The 13,409-nt window shown below is 72.4% G+C and carries 10 protein-coding genes; 6 read left to right on the top strand and 4 right to left on the bottom strand.

The genetic code is table 11. From position 1 onward, the window contains the following. Positions 1 to 8: 8 nt before the first annotated feature. The 3 genes from BG482_RS02905 to BG482_RS02895 are packed head-to-tail and all read left to right on the top strand — an operon-like array spanning position 9 to position 3,473. On the top strand, positions 9 to 734 hold the full coding sequence (locus tag BG482_RS02905) for an ABC transporter ATP-binding protein (RefSeq protein WP_069767221.1): 726 nt from the start codon (positions 9 to 11) through the stop codon (positions 732 to 734). Positions 735 to 744: 10 nt separating this feature from the next. Continuing rightward, the gene (locus tag BG482_RS02900; RefSeq protein ID WP_069767361.1) at positions 745 to 2,085 is read left to right on the top strand and encodes a hypothetical protein; all 1,341 of its coding nucleotides are present in this window, start codon (positions 745 to 747) and stop codon (positions 2,083 to 2,085) included. Further along, positions 2,085 to 3,473: an acyl-CoA reductase gene (locus BG482_RS02895; protein WP_069767220.1), complete on the top strand. Its 1,389-nt coding sequence runs from the start codon at positions 2,085 to 2,087 to the stop codon at positions 3,471 to 3,473. The genes BG482_RS02900 and BG482_RS02895 overlap by 1 nt, the downstream gene beginning before the upstream one ends. A gap of 310 nt (positions 3,474 to 3,783) precedes the next feature. Here BG482_RS02895 and BG482_RS02890 read toward each other — a convergent pair whose 3' ends face one another. Next, positions 3,784 to 5,544, bottom strand: a complete 1,761-nt coding sequence (locus tag BG482_RS02890) for a S8 family serine peptidase (protein ID WP_069767219.1) — start codon at positions 5,542 to 5,544, stop codon at positions 3,784 to 3,786. A 645-nt stretch (positions 5,545 to 6,189) separates the two neighbouring features. Between BG482_RS02890 and BG482_RS02885 the strand changes: the two genes are divergently transcribed. Further along, positions 6,190 to 6,597 (top strand): hypothetical protein, encoded by a 408-nt coding sequence (locus BG482_RS02885; protein WP_069767218.1) that lies wholly within the window; start codon positions 6,190 to 6,192, stop codon positions 6,595 to 6,597. A gap of 18 nt (positions 6,598 to 6,615) precedes the next feature. On the opposite strand, the gene BG482_RS02880 is transcribed toward BG482_RS02885, so the two are convergent. The 3 genes from BG482_RS02880 to BG482_RS02870 all read right to left on the bottom strand — a co-directional run bounded on the left by BG482_RS02880 (position 6,616) and on the right by BG482_RS02870 (position 9,144). Next, complete coding sequence (locus BG482_RS02880) at positions 6,616 to 6,867, bottom strand: WD40 repeat domain-containing protein (protein ID WP_256096220.1); 252 nt, start codon at positions 6,865 to 6,867, stop codon at positions 6,616 to 6,618. Between the two features lie 171 nt (positions 6,868 to 7,038). Then, positions 7,039 to 8,094, bottom strand: a complete 1,056-nt coding sequence (locus BG482_RS02875; RefSeq protein WP_069767216.1) for a terpene cyclase — start codon at positions 8,092 to 8,094, stop codon at positions 7,039 to 7,041. 48 nt (positions 8,095 to 8,142) lie between these two features. Next, entirely contained in the window at positions 8,143 to 9,144 is a 1,002-nt protein-coding gene (locus BG482_RS02870) for an SDR family NAD(P)-dependent oxidoreductase (RefSeq protein ID WP_107450333.1), read from the bottom strand. Between the two features lie 200 nt (positions 9,145 to 9,344). On the opposite strand from BG482_RS02870, the gene BG482_RS02865 reads away from it, so the two are divergent. Both BG482_RS02865 and BG482_RS02860 read left to right on the top strand, forming a co-directional pair. Next, positions 9,345 to 9,644 carry a hypothetical protein gene (locus BG482_RS02865; RefSeq protein ID WP_069767215.1) on the top strand — a complete coding sequence of 100 codons (300 nt, stop codon included), beginning with the start codon at positions 9,345 to 9,347 and terminating at the stop codon, positions 9,642 to 9,644. Positions 9,645 to 10,106: 462 nt separating this feature from the next. Continuing rightward, positions 10,107 to 13,379 (top strand): ABC transporter permease, encoded by a 3,273-nt coding sequence (locus BG482_RS02860; RefSeq protein ID WP_069767214.1) that lies wholly within the window; start codon positions 10,107 to 10,109, stop codon positions 13,377 to 13,379. Positions 13,380 to 13,409: the final 30 nt, after the last annotated feature.

Below are 13,409 nucleotides of genomic sequence, written 5' to 3'. Positions count from 1 at the left end.
GCAGGCCCGTGCACGACACCGACCCACCCCTGATCGAAGCACGCTCTCTGTCCGTCGGATACGGCAGCCGGCCCGTCGTACGCGACCTCGAGCTGGAGGTCCGCCCCGGCGAGGTCGTCGCCCTGCTCGGTCCCAACGGCGCAGGCAAGACCACCACCCTGCGGGCGCTCTCCGGAAGCCTGGCCCCGATGGGCGGCGAGGTGCGCTGGCTGGGCGAACCCGGCCGGACACCGCTGCACCGCCGCGCCCGCCAGGGCCTGGCGTATGTCGGTGAGCGGGCGGTCTTCACCCGGCTCGACACCGCGGACAACCTGCGGGTCGGCCGGGTGAGATCCCAGCACGCGCTGGAACTCTTCCCCGAGCTCGAAAAGCGCCTCAGCACCAGCGCGGGCGAGCTGTCCGGAGGCGAGCAGCAGATGCTGTCACTGGCCCGCGCCCTGTGCCGCACGCCCAAACTGCTCCTCGCGGACGAACTCTCCCTCGGCCTGGCCCCGTTGGTGGTCGACCGCCTCCTGCGCGCGGTACGCGAGGCGGCCGACCGCGGCCTCGGCGCACTGCTGGTCGAACAGCACGTGCGCAAGGTGCTGGACGTCGCCGACCGCGTGTACGTCCTGCATCGCGGCCGCGTCACCATGACCGGCACCCCGGCAGAACTGCGCGGCGACCTCGACGCGATCGAGTCCTCGTACCTCGCGCGCACCCCCGCGGAAAAGACAACGTACGCAACTGATTGAGGTGAACGCTGTGCCAGGCGCACGCGAGCAGATCCGATCCCTCGTCCTTTCCGGCGACACGTTCGACCAACCAGTCGGCGAACTGCAGGAGTTGCAGCTGGAGGCGGCCCGGGAGACCTTCACCGCCCACCGCCAGCGGGTTCCGCTGCTGCGCACCCGGGCGGCGGAGACCGGCGTCGACGAGATCACCGGCCTCGACGACCTCGTGCCGCTGCTCTTCTCGCACACCAGCTACAAGTCCTACCCCGTCTCCCTCATCACCGCCGGCCGCTGGGACCGGCTCCTGCGCTGGTACACCACCGTCTCCGCGGTCGAACCCGGTGACGTCGACATGGACGGCGTCCGCGACATCGACGAGTGGACCGACCGCATCACCGCCGCCGGCCACCGCCCGTACATCACCAGCGGCACCTCCGGGAAGGTCTCCTTCCTCAACTGCGATGCCAGCGACCTGACTTTCCTGCACGACGTCCTGGAGCACCTCACCTGCTGGCCCGACCCCCTGCCGGCGAAACCCACCCGCCGCGGCTATCTGCTCGCACCCGCGAGCGGACCGATGCGCTCCATCGACGGCTTCCGCTGGCACGCCGAGGTCTTCGCGCAGCCCGGCGGGACCAGGCTGCTCACCGACGACCCGATGCGCGTGTCCGAGCTGATGAGCAGCGCCCTGCTGCGCCGCCGGATCGCCGAGGGCGCCGCCACTCCACAGGAGATCAGCTCCTTCGAGACCGTCTCCGAGTCCCGCCAGCGGGAACTGGGCGCGGCCATGGCCGAGATCGTCGACGACATCGTCGCCCACCGCGACGAACCGCTGCTGATCGCCGGCATGAACAACCAGCAGTTCACCCTCATCCAGGCCCTGCGCGCCCGCGGCCTGACCGACGGCAGCCTGCACCCGGACACGCTGGTGCTCAGCGGCGGCGGCAACAAGGGCCGCGCCCTGCCCGACGACTACCAGCAGCAACTGACCGCTTTCTACGACGGTGTCCGCCGCGTACGCAGCTACGGCATGACCGAGCTCCAGGGCTCCTGCCTCGCCTGTGAGCAGGGCGCCTACCACGTGCCGCCCTGGGTGATCCCCCTGGTGCTCGACGAACCGGGCGAAAAGCTGCTCAACCCCGGACACGGCGTCGTCGAGGGCCGGTTCGCGTTCCTCGACGTCTCCCTGGAGGGCCGCTGGGGCGGCCTGATCAGCGGCGACCGGGTCTTCGTCGACTTCTCGCCCTGCGCCTGCGGCCGCCCGGGACCGGCGGTCCTGCCGGACATCCGGCGCTACGGCGACCTCGGCGGCGACGACAAGATCACCTGTGCCGCGACACTCGACTCCTACGTGCGAGGGATGATCCACTGATGAGCCGTACGACACTCGACGGCGCCGCGGCCGCCCCCGTGAACGTCGTCCATGTGATCCGGGGCGAGGCCGACCCGAGCACCCCCGTCGACCTCGGCCGGTTCACCGCACCGGCCCTCGACCTCGACCGCCTCGTGTGGCCCCGCACCGAACCCGGCCCCGCCTTCCACGTGCCCGTGGCGGAGATCGTCGACCTGCTCGTGGAGACCGGCGAGGCCCTCAAGGCGGACCGTGCGGGCCTGCTCGCCGAAGCCCTGGAGCGGATGGTCCCGGTCAGCCCGCTGCCCGCGGAGGTGCTGGAGCGCGCCTACGCCGTGCTGTGGCGCAGCTTCCAGCGCCCCGGCCTGTACGCCCAGATCGACCACGAACTCGGCGGCGCGGACGTGCTCGACGGCTGGCGCGAGGTACGCCTGCCCGACGATCGGATCGCGGCCACCCGCGCGTTCCCGCCCCGCCTGGTGCACATCATCGCGGGCAACGCACCCGGAGTCGCGGCGATGTCCGTGGTGCGCGGCGCGCTCACCAAGGGCGTCAACCTCCTGAAACTGCCCTCGAACGACCTGTTCACCGCGACCGCGATCCTGCGCACCATGGCCGCGGTCGCCCCCGGGCACCCGGTGGTGCGGTCGTTCTCCGCGGTGTACTGGCGCGGCGGCGACGAGGCGGTGGAGAGCGTGCTCTTCCGCCCGCAGTTCTTCGACAAGCTGGTCGCCTGGGGCGGTGAGTCCACCATCCGCAGCGCGTTGAAGTACGTCGGCCCGGGGTTCGAGCTTGTCTCCTTCGACCCCAAGACCTCCATCTCGATGATCGGTCGCGAGGCCTTCGCGTCCGAGGACAGCCTGGCCCGGGCTGCCGACGCGGGCGCTGCCGACGCCACCTTCTTCAACCAGCAGGCCTGCGTGGCCAGTCGCTTCCAGTTCGTCGAGGGATCCTGGGAAGACGCCGACCGTTACGCCGCCCTGCTGTGCGAACGCCTTGGCGTGGCACGGGAGTTCAGCTCGGCCGGCGGTCCACGGGTCGCCGCGGAACTGCGGGAGGAGATCGACGTCCTGCGGTCCATGGAGCCGGAGTACCGCGTGTGGGGCGGCTACGACGGCCGGGGCCTGGTCATCCGCTCTCCCGAACCGGTGGACTTCCACCCCGACGGGAAGATCGTGGACGTCGTCGCGGTCGCCGCCCTGTCCGACGCCGTCACCCATGCCGGGGTCGCCACCCAGACGGTCGGCGTGTACCCCGACACCCGCAAGGCGGAGCTGCGCGACGCTCTCGCCTGCGCCGGCGTGCAACGCGTGGTCTCCCTCGGCAGGGCGGGCGGCATGCCACCGGGCCTCTCGCACGACGGCTTCTACCCGCTGCAACGGCTCATGCGGTGGGTGAACGACGAGTGACCGCGAGGGGCCGAACCGCCAGGTCATCAGGGTGAAACCGCGTGGCGGAGACGCGGCATCGGGCACACGTTCCCGGAGAAGACCGACAGCCGGGCCGCCCGCCTGCGCAAGGGCTCACGCGGCGGGCGGCCACCAGGCCTCGACGAAGAGCGGTACAGGAAACGCAGCACCGCCGAACGAGCGATCAACCGCTTGAAGCAGCAGAGGGCGGCCGCGACTCGCCACGATGAGCGCCGTTGCGGCCTTCCTCGGCACCGCCGAAGCGGCCGCCCTGGTCGTCAGGCTCCGAACATGATCGGCCGGACCTGTCCTAGAAGGTCAGGTTCCAGGCGTCGATCTTGCCTGTGTCGGAGGCGGCGTTGTCGTTGACGCGCAGCTTCCAGGTGCCGTTCGCGACCTCCGAGGAGGCGTTCACGGTGTAGGTCTGGGCGATGTTGTCGGCGCTGCCGCCGGTGTGGTTGTGCAGCGTGTAGACGGTGCCGTCCGGTGCCACCAGGTCGACCTTCAGGTCGCCGATGTAGGTGTGCTTGATGTCCACGCCCACCTTGAGGGTGGCCGGGGCGTTGCCGCTCACGCCGGTGACGGCGATCGCGCTTTCCACGGTCGCGTTGTCGTTGATGGCGAAGTCCGCGAGGTTCTCGAAGTACTTGCCGGGCGGCGGGGTGGTCCCGACGGCCTTGAGGGCGTCGACCTGTCCCTCGCCGAAGAACGAGTTGTCGGCCGTCGTGCCCGTGCAGCGGCTGTCCGAGGGGCAGGCGACGTCGTTGGCCTGGGCGGCCAGCTTGGCGCGGATCTGCGCCGGGGTGATGCCCGGATCGGCGCTGGCGATGAGCGCCGCCACGCCGACCACGTGCGGGGTGGCCATCGACGTGCCGCTCTTGCTGCCGTAGCCGCCGCCGGGGACGGTGGAGTACACGTTGCTGCCCGGCGCCGCGACGTCGATGACGCCCTGCCCGTAGTTCGAGAACGAGGCCTTGGTGACGCCCGTGCCGTTGGCCGCGACCGTGACCACGCCCGGCAGCTCGGTCGGGATGTCGAGGCAGGCGTTGGTGATGGTGCGGGTGACCGGCGTCGAGTCGTTCGGGCTCGCGGAATCGGTCGTCTTGTGGGCGAGGTCGTAGTTCTCGTTGCCCGCGGCGGCGATCTGGAGGGAGCCCTTGCCCTCAGCGTAATCCTGGGCGCGCTTGACACCCTCGATGATGGCGGCCTGGTCGATGTTGTCCGGGCAGTTGAACTGCCACGGGTCCGTGTAGTAGCTGTTGTTGGTGACCTTGAAGCCGTGGTCACCGGCCCAGACGAAGCCGCAGATGGTGTTCTCGGCGAAGAAGAACGAGTTTCCCGGCTCGGCGACCCGGACCGCGGCGATCTTCACCCCGGGGGCCACGCCGACGACGCCCTTGCCGTTCTTGGCCGCGGCGATGGTGCCCGCTACGTGGGTGCCGTGCGTGTCGACGTCCCGCCAGGCGCCGGCACGGGTGTCGGGCTTGCCGTAGGCGCAGGACACCGAGTCGGCCGCGTCGAAGTTGGGAGCCAGGTCCTGGTGCTGGTCGTCCACACCGGTGTCCAGGATGCCGACCGTGACGGAGGCGGAGCCCGGGTTCACGGCCCAGGCCTGGTCGGCCTTGATCTGGCTCATGTCGGCCCGGACCGGTTCGCCGGCCGGGGTCGAGGCCTGTGCCGGATTGGCCGGGAGCGCCGGGTTGTACGCGTCGGCCGGGACGTCCGAGGTGCGCGTGGCGCCGACCTGCTGCACGCCGGCGACGGCGCGCATGGTGGCGGCGAATCCGCTGGACGCCGAGTGGGCGACGATCACGCCGATGGCGTCGAAGTTCGAGAAGACGGTGCCGCCGTTGGCCGTGATCGCGGAGCGGACCGCCGAACTGTCACCCGGAGCAGTGATCACGAGGTAGGCACGCGTGCCGGCCACCCAGGCCGCACTCCGGGAGGCCGGCGCGGCGACCGGAGCATGGGCCTTGACGCCCGGCGCGGCAGAGGAGGGGACGGGGAGTGTGCCCGCGAGGGCGCCCGGGGCGCCGAACGCGAGGGCGGCGCCGAGCGTGGCCGCGAGCACCAGCGTGCGTCTGGGGCGGCGGGATATCTGGGATATCAATGCGTCCTCCGGAGACGGCCCGGCCGTGCTGAGGGCACCGGCCGGGCCGTACGAAACGAGTGGTGGATGCAAGATGTCAGGCGCGTGCTCCTGTACGGAAGTACCTTTCCGTGCAGGGACGTCAGGGGGGCATGGCCGAAAAGAGACGTACTCCGGGGTCGGGGGGTCTTGATCCACCGGCAGCTCGGCGACGTCGACCGCGGCCCGGCGTCGACGACGGTTCGGCTAAGCCGTCGAGCGGCTCACCGTACGAGGGTTCCTTCGAGCGGGCAGGCAAGGGCAGCGTCCACCTTGCCCCCGCCGCCATCCGCGTGAGCGACCGGCGTGGGGTCGGCCGCCCGGTGCCTCATGGAGTGGAAAGCGGCGAAGGCCAACGCGGTCGATCCCGGCGCCGCCTCCCGAGGCAGATGCGAAGACACCCGCCTGCGAGCCCGGCTCTGGCTCTGGTGGCACCCAGTGGTGGTGGACTGCTGTACGTCTGCTTCGCGAAGACGTCAGGTAGCGAGAAACTCCCAACTCATGCACCACAGAGGTTTCCTGATGGAACGTCGGGCTACTCGGGCGGTCGTCGGCCGGGACGGCCCCGGCCGGGAAGGAGTTTCGATCATGAACCGGACCCGGATACGTCACAGGTCGGCCGCGATCCTGGCGGGCGCGACGGCACTGGCCGTCCTGCCCTCGGTCACCGCGGCGGCGACGCCCGCGCAGGCCCGGCCCTGCGTGCAGAAGATGGCCGTCGTCAACAACGCCGGCTTCGTCCTTTCCTGGGCCGTCACCGCCCGCACCGGCGAACAGTCCGCCCCGACCGACGAGTACCCGATCAACCAGACCAGGGTCATCGACCTGTCCACCACCTCATGGCCGGAAGGCACCGACGTCCGCCCGTACGTCGATGCGGTCGGCGGAACCAAGGACTTCGGCAGCTCCTACGTGTCCTACTGCGACAACGGTCAGACGGCCACCTACACCGTCACCGGGACCACCTTCGACTACTCGGTGACCCTGCTGACCTGACCGGCTTCCGCGGCGTTCTCACGCGGCCATGTCGCACAGGTAGCCGCCCGGGCTGAAGGCCACTGACGTGACCCATCCCTGGCGAGCGTGTGGCCGTTGGATCCGAAGGCCCGCGGTGTCGACGTAGTCGCTGTGGCCGGTCAGCACTTTCGTAGCGCTCTGAGCGATGGTGCCCCACAGCCGGACGGTGCCGTCCGAGGAGGCCGTGGCCACAGCCTTCCCGTCCGGCCGGAAGGCCACGGAGTTGACGTGTCCCACATGCCCGTCCAAGACGGTCGAGAGGTGGGATTGCAGGTTCCACAGCCGGGCGGTGCTGTCTCAGCTGCCGGTGGCGATCAACCCGGGATCGCGCATGCCGCGGCGGCGGCAGTCGCGCAGCAGGTCGGCCCATGACTCGGCCGACTCCCACAGCCCCGTCCACTGTTGCAGGGAGCTGGTCGATCACTGAGCCGGGAATGATCTCGGCCCAGGACGCGGCGGTCGGCGCTCGCCGGTGCGCAGGATCTGGCCGAAGTGGCCGGGGCCCGAGGGCGGAACGACCCGGGGTGCGTTCCGGTAGCGCTGGGTTCCGGTCTGCCAGGCGTGGTAGCCGCTCATCCACGCGGTCATGACGCGGACGTAACCGGCGACGTCGGCCTGCTCCCGCTCGCAGAGGGCGAGTTGCGCGCAGACGGCGGGCACCTGTCCGGCCAGCTCCTGGAACCGCAGGACGCGCTGGTCCACCTCGTTGCGGGCCGCGATGAGGGCTTCGCCGCGGGTGAGGCGCCGGGCCTGTTCGAGGACGAGGACGAGGTTGTCCATGTCGCCGCGGGCCTCCTCCTTCTCCAGGGAGTAGACGTCGTTGCACATCAGGGTGACGTCGATGGCGACCTGGCGCATGATGCGCAGCTCGGGACTGTGGAAGGCGGACGCGGGGACGGTGAGGCCGGCCGCGCGTTCTCCGAGTGAGAGGGGCAGGTCGGTGGCGGCGATACCGCGCCGGACCTGGAGGTAGGCGTCGAGGTCCGCCGGCGTGCCGCGGAGACGGCCCCGCGCTTCGTGGGCCTGCGCGGCGAAGTAGTACTCCCATTCGTGTGCCGTGCGGGCGGTCCAGGCCGGGTGGGCGCCCTCGGTGCTGCGGGCCCGGATGTCGGCGAACGCCGTCATGCAGGCGTCCGCGCCGGGCGGCGGCGGGGCGCCGTGCGCGATGTCGATCAGCGCCTGGCAGACCCGGGCGGTCTCGGCGGGATCCCGGCCGAGGGGACCGTCGAACTGGTCGTCGAAGACGAAGAAGAACCCCATCGCGTCCGCCAACAGGTCCAGGGCCGGACCCCGGGCGTGCGGGAAGCCGAGCGCGGCCAGGCGCGGCATGCCCCAGGAGACGTACCAGGCCAGTGACCGGTCGTCAGCGGCCAGGCCGGTGCGGCGCACCCAGTCCAGGTTGTGCCGGCCGGCGGCTTCGAGGTCGGGGCTGATCTCCGTGGCGGCGGGGAGGTCGAAGTCCATGTCCTGCGGCACGGGTCCTCCCGGAGCTGTAGGGGGCGGCGTGGGGCGGGTGTGCACACGTCATTCCCGGGCGGCCGGCGTCGTGAGGTCGAGGGTCGGCGGCCCGGCGGCCCCGGCGCCCAGCCGGGCGAGGGAGAAGCCCATGGACTCGCTGACGCTCCCCGGTGTGCGGAACGCTCCGGTGTCGTGGATCCGCGCGAAGCCGTCCCGGACCATCTCCGGTGTGGGGTCCTGCGTCCAGACGACGCCTTCGGTGGCGCCCAGGAAGATCCGGGCGGTGCGACGGCCGGCCGCGTGGAGGAGCTCCCCGGTGCAGGGGGCGCTCTCGTGGGCAAGCAACGCCACCACCGGGGCGACGTGCCGGGCGGGGAACAGTTCGGTGAGCAGCGCGGTCGTCCGTTCGTCGTCCCGGACCGCCTCCAGGGACATGCGGGTCGCGGCGACGGGCACGACCGCGTTGACCTTGATGCCCCTCGCGGCGCCTTCCGCCGCCGAGGAGGTGGTCAGCCCCAGCACGGCGCCCTTGCCTGCGGCGTACGCGCTGAGCCCGGTGTCGCCGAACAGGGCGTCGGAGCACGTGTTGACGATCCGCCCGTACCCGGCGGCGGCCATGTGCGGCCAGACGGCCCGCAGCATGTTCAGCGTCCCGCCCGCGTGCGTGTCCAGCACGCGTCGGCACTCGTCGTCGGTGAGCTCGGCCAACGGGCGCAGGATCGAGATGCCCGCGTTGTTGACCAGGGCGTCCAGTCGCCCCCACCGCTCCAGTGCGGCCGCGGCGACGGCCCGGGCGCCGTCCACGGTGGCCACGTCGTGCCCGTCCGCCAGCGCTTCCCCGCCCGCCGCCCGGATCTCCTCCACCACGGCCCGCGCGGGTGCGGGCGACGCCCCGTGTCCGTCTGTTGCGGTCCCCACGTCGTTGACCAGGACCTTGGCGCCACGCGCCGCGAGGAGCACCGCGTACTCCCTGCCCAGTCCCCGGCCCCCGCCGGTCACCACGACCACACGGCCGTCGAAATGGACCTCGTCACGGCGCTCGTCACGGCCCTCGTCCACCTGGTCCACCCAGCCCTCCCAGACGACGCGCCGGAACGGCAGCTCTGCTCCGGCAACCGCCCACCCTGCCTCGGGAGCCCGCGCCAGGGCAGGGGGCGCGCGGACCGAGAGGACGCAACCATGCGCACTCCACGTGCCGTCACGCGCTGCATGCGCCCTCCCGCGCTCCGGAACGCGCCGTCGCGTGACCTGACTGACGGCGGTGCAGGTTGCCCCATCACAGGCGAAGAGGCGACTGGACCGGAGCGCTGACGGGCGCGGGCTTCACCGTCGAGGAACGACGCGCCTTCGACATCCGCGTCGCCCACGATCAGGCGGGAGCGGCCCTGAACGAGTACGCCCGGGTCTGCCTGGCCAGGCTGCGTTCCCATGGCAGAGGCGCCCTCTCCGACGACGATCTCACTGCCCTGGACGACCTGCTGGACGATTCCGGGCCGCACGGCGTCGCACGGCGCAACGACCTGGGCGTGCGGACCACCCGTACGACCTGGATCGCCCGGCGCCCCTGAGCCCCGCGAGTCACATCGCGGCCCCGAGTCCCGGGCTGAGGCGACACCCGGGTTGTGGCGTGTTGGGGGGGAGGAGGGTGGTGGGCCGTGCGCGGGGCTGCACGCGGCTGCCCGGGGGAGGGGCCGCCGGCAGCGGGAACGATCCCCCCGGCCCCCTGGGGCGCCGGGGTCTCCGCAGCCATCGAGGACCGAGCTGCCGCCGACCACCCCCCACGCCGACGAGCGCCAACGCCCGCTTGGGGAAACGAAGTTGGACGTTTTGGGAAGGTTGGCACCACCCGGCAACTCCAAATGGCACCGGCGATTCTTGTGCGGTCTTGGGGATGCCTGGTAGGACTGTGACACGCCGTCACCGTCACATGTTCGATTCTGCGGGGGTTGCATGTGGCCGCCACGGCCTTGACTTCTTCACCTCGGCCACGCCCGGGTGCCCCGCGTCCTCCTCGGCGGCGGCTTCCCGCCGTGGTCAGGCGGGCCACCCGGCACGGGCCGGCGCTGGCCGCTGTCGCGGTGACCGTGCTGCTGTGTGCGACGGCGCTGGCCGCGCTCGCGGCGCTGGCGGGGAGTTCCGTGCAGGACGGCGCCGTGCGGAGGCTTGCCGGCCGCCTCGACGCGCAGGTGAACGTCAGCGCGTCCTTCCGGGCCGGCGGAATGGCCGCCGCCGATCGAGAGGTGCGGGCCGCCGTCGAGCGGGTGTTCGCCGGCGTGCCGCAGCGGACCTACGTCGGCCTGCTGGGCGTGTCGCCGGTCTCGGTGACAGGGATCGGCGAAGCGGCCGGCCCACCGCGCGTTCCCGGAGCCGGTGGGCTGCACCCGGTCGCTGTTCAAAACGGGGGCGAATTCGGGCAGTTGGTCGCCGGGCGGTGGCCTGCCGGCACGGCCGCCGCGCCGGCCGCCGCGTTCACCTCCCTCCCCGACGTCCGGGTCGCCACCGGATCCACCGCCCCTCTCGACGCTGCGGTGCCCGACGCACTGGCCCGGCGTCTGGGCGTCGGACCCGGCACCCGCCTGCAGGTGGAGGACGCCTTCGGACGCGCCATGACCGTACGGATCACCGGTGTCTTCCGGGCCCGTGGCGCCGTCGGATTCTGGCCGGCCATGGCCGGCGACCTCGCCCCCGGGGAAACCGCCGACCAGAGTCTGCTCGTGGTGTCGGCGTCGGCCCTCAATGGCAGTGCCGTCCTGAACGGGCATCTGACGGCCCACTGGAGTGTGCAGCCCGACTTCTCCCGGATCGACGCGGGCAGCCTCGCCGGGCTGCGCGAACGGCTGCGCGCATTCTCCGGGAGCCGGAGTCGCGTGTCGGTGTTCGGCGGGCGGCAGCCGTCGCTGGACGACCTGACCGTGGTCTCCGGCCTGCCGGGTGCGATCGACGACCTGACGGTGCCCATGGTGGCGGCCCGGTCCTCGCTGTACCTGCCGAGCGTGATGCTGGCGGCCCTCGCCCTCGCCACTCTGGTCCTGGCCGCACGGCAGTTGACGGTGCGTCGGCGGGTCGAGCTGGCTCTGCAACGGGCGAGAGGCGCCGGCACCCCGCGGCTGCTGGCAGGTGCCGCGGCGGAGTGGGCGCTCACCGGCGTCCCGGCCGCTGTCGCCGCGCCCTTCCTGGCCGGACTGCTGCACCCCGGCGACCGGGGCACCGGCGCATGGGCGGCGGTGGGTCTGACCCTGCTGGTGCACGCCGCGGCGGTGCTGCTGCCCGTACTGCCGTCGACGCGGACGCGGTCGGCCCGGGGCGCACGGGCCGCCGCCGCGCAGCGGCTGGGCGCAGACCTGGCCCTGGCGGCCGTCGCCGTCCTGGGCTTTCTGGAACTGCGGCGTCACCACTCACTGCTGGCCGGTCTGGGTACCGGCGGCGCGTCCGCGGATCCGGTGCTGGTTCTGGTGCCGACCCTGGTGGCGGGCGCCGCAGCGCTTCTGCTGCTACGACTGCTGCCGCCGGCCTCGCTCGTGCTGGACGCCGTCGGCCGTCGTAGCCGGGGCGTCGTCCTCGCGCTGGCCGGCTGGCAGCTGGGCCGGCGGGCTGCGCGCAACGCGGGACCGGTGGTGCTGATGTGCTTGGCCGTGTCGGTGAGCGCCTTCGCGACGACCGCGCTGGCCTGCCTCGGCGCCCTGGCCTCCGAAGAGGCCGCGTTCACGGTCGGCGCGGACGTGCGGATCTCCCCGTCCACAGCCGGCAACTACCCCTCCTCCGTACTGGGCGCCGCCTACCGCGCGCTGCCGGCGGTCGCCGCCGTGACGCCGGTGACGCGGTCGACGGTGAACCTGCCCGGCGGCGCCACCGAGGAGCTGATCGGGACGATCGGCGGCCCCGCTCCCCGTAGCCCGTCACCGGACGTCCACGGGATACGGCTGCCCGGGCGGCCGACCGCGCTGCTCCTGGACGAGCGGCTGAGCAGCGATGGCAGCCGGGCGGCGCCGGGCGTGCAGCTGACCCTGCAGGACGCCTCCGGTCTCGTCAGCACGGTGACCACCCACCTGCCCGCCGCCGACGGAGCCCGCCACACCGTCGTCGTCCCACTCGAGGTGGCGCTGAGCGGCGGCCACCCGAGGCAGTACCCGCTGACGGTGACCGCCGTCGACCTCCTCCCTCAGCCGGGCACGCGCCCCGCGCGACTGGACCTGGAACTGATCCGGGTGGGCGCGCGCGGCACCGGGGACACCTGGGAGACCCGGCTGCCCCGTGGGCAGGCCTGGGCCGACGGCACGGACCACGCCTCGGATTCCACCGCGGGCGCGTGCGCGGGAAAACCCGCCGGCGCGTACGAGCCCGGCACCCCCGGGGTGTGTTCCATCGTTCCCGGCGGCACCGACGTACTCCGCACCACCGTCAGCACCGGTATCCAGCCCTCCCAGGCCGTCGACGGCGTCCTCGGCGGCTACCTGTCCGACAGCGACTACGAGACCCGACCCGCCGGCCGGGTGCGACTCGTCGTGGGCCCGGTCGGCCGTCCCGCGCCGCTTCCGGTGCGCGCCGACGCCTCGACGCTGAACGCCGCGCGCCTGAGCGTGGGCGGCACCACGACGCTGGATCTGGGAGGCGCCCGGATCACGGCCAAGGTGGTGGGCCGGTTCGACTCGCTGCCCGGACTGGGCCGCGGACAAGGGCATCTGATCGCCGACCAGCGCCGACTCGCCTCCGCGATGACGCAGGCCGGTGCCGACCAGGCGGATCCGGCGTTCTGGTGGCTCAGCAGCACCGACAGCGCGCGCACGGCCGCCGCCGCCGAGGCAGAGCCCGCGCTGGGCCGCGTCGCCACCACAGCGCGTACCGCTGCCTCCCTCAAGGCAGACCCGTTCCGCAGTGGGCTGCGCCGGGTGCTGGAACTGGTCCGCTATCTGGCCCCCGGTTTCGCGGTCATCGCCTTCACCGTGCACGCCGTGGTCTCCACCCGGCAGCGCCGCAGGGAGTTCGCCCTGCTGCGGGCGATCGGCGTCCGCACCGGAAACCTGTCCGCGCTGCTCGGCGTCGAGCAACTTGCGCTGGCCCTGTTCGCGGTGGTTCCCGGGGCGCTGATGGGCATGGCCCTCGCGTCGGCGGTGCTGCCACTGGTCACCGTGGACGACAGCGGACAGGCTCCCTATCCGCCGCTGCCACTGGTCATCCCCTGGGCGACCGTGGCGCTCTTCACGGTGGCCACCGCTGTCGTCATCAGCGCGGTGGTGCTGGCGCTGGCCCGGCTGCTGTCACGGGTGGACCTGGTACGGGTGCTGCGAGCGGGTGAGGACCGGTGAGCCCGCGGCCCGGCACGACGGACGGGGACG

The sequence above is a fragment of the Streptomyces sp. LUP30 genome, assembly GCF_001746365.1.
Lineage (GTDB): Bacteria > Actinomycetota > Actinomycetes > Streptomycetales > Streptomycetaceae > Streptomyces.
This window is presented reverse-complemented; position numbering and strand designations above follow the sequence as displayed.

Bases quoted from the DNA above. Each gene is read 5' to 3' on its own strand.
- BG482_RS02895 (WP_069767220.1), top strand. From the start codon at position 2,085: ATGAGCCGTACGACACTCGACGGCGCCGCGGCCGCCCCCGTGAACGTC.
- BG482_RS02885 (WP_069767218.1), top strand. From the start codon at position 6,190: ATGAACCGGACCCGGATACGTCACAGGTCGGCCGCGATCCTGGCGGGC.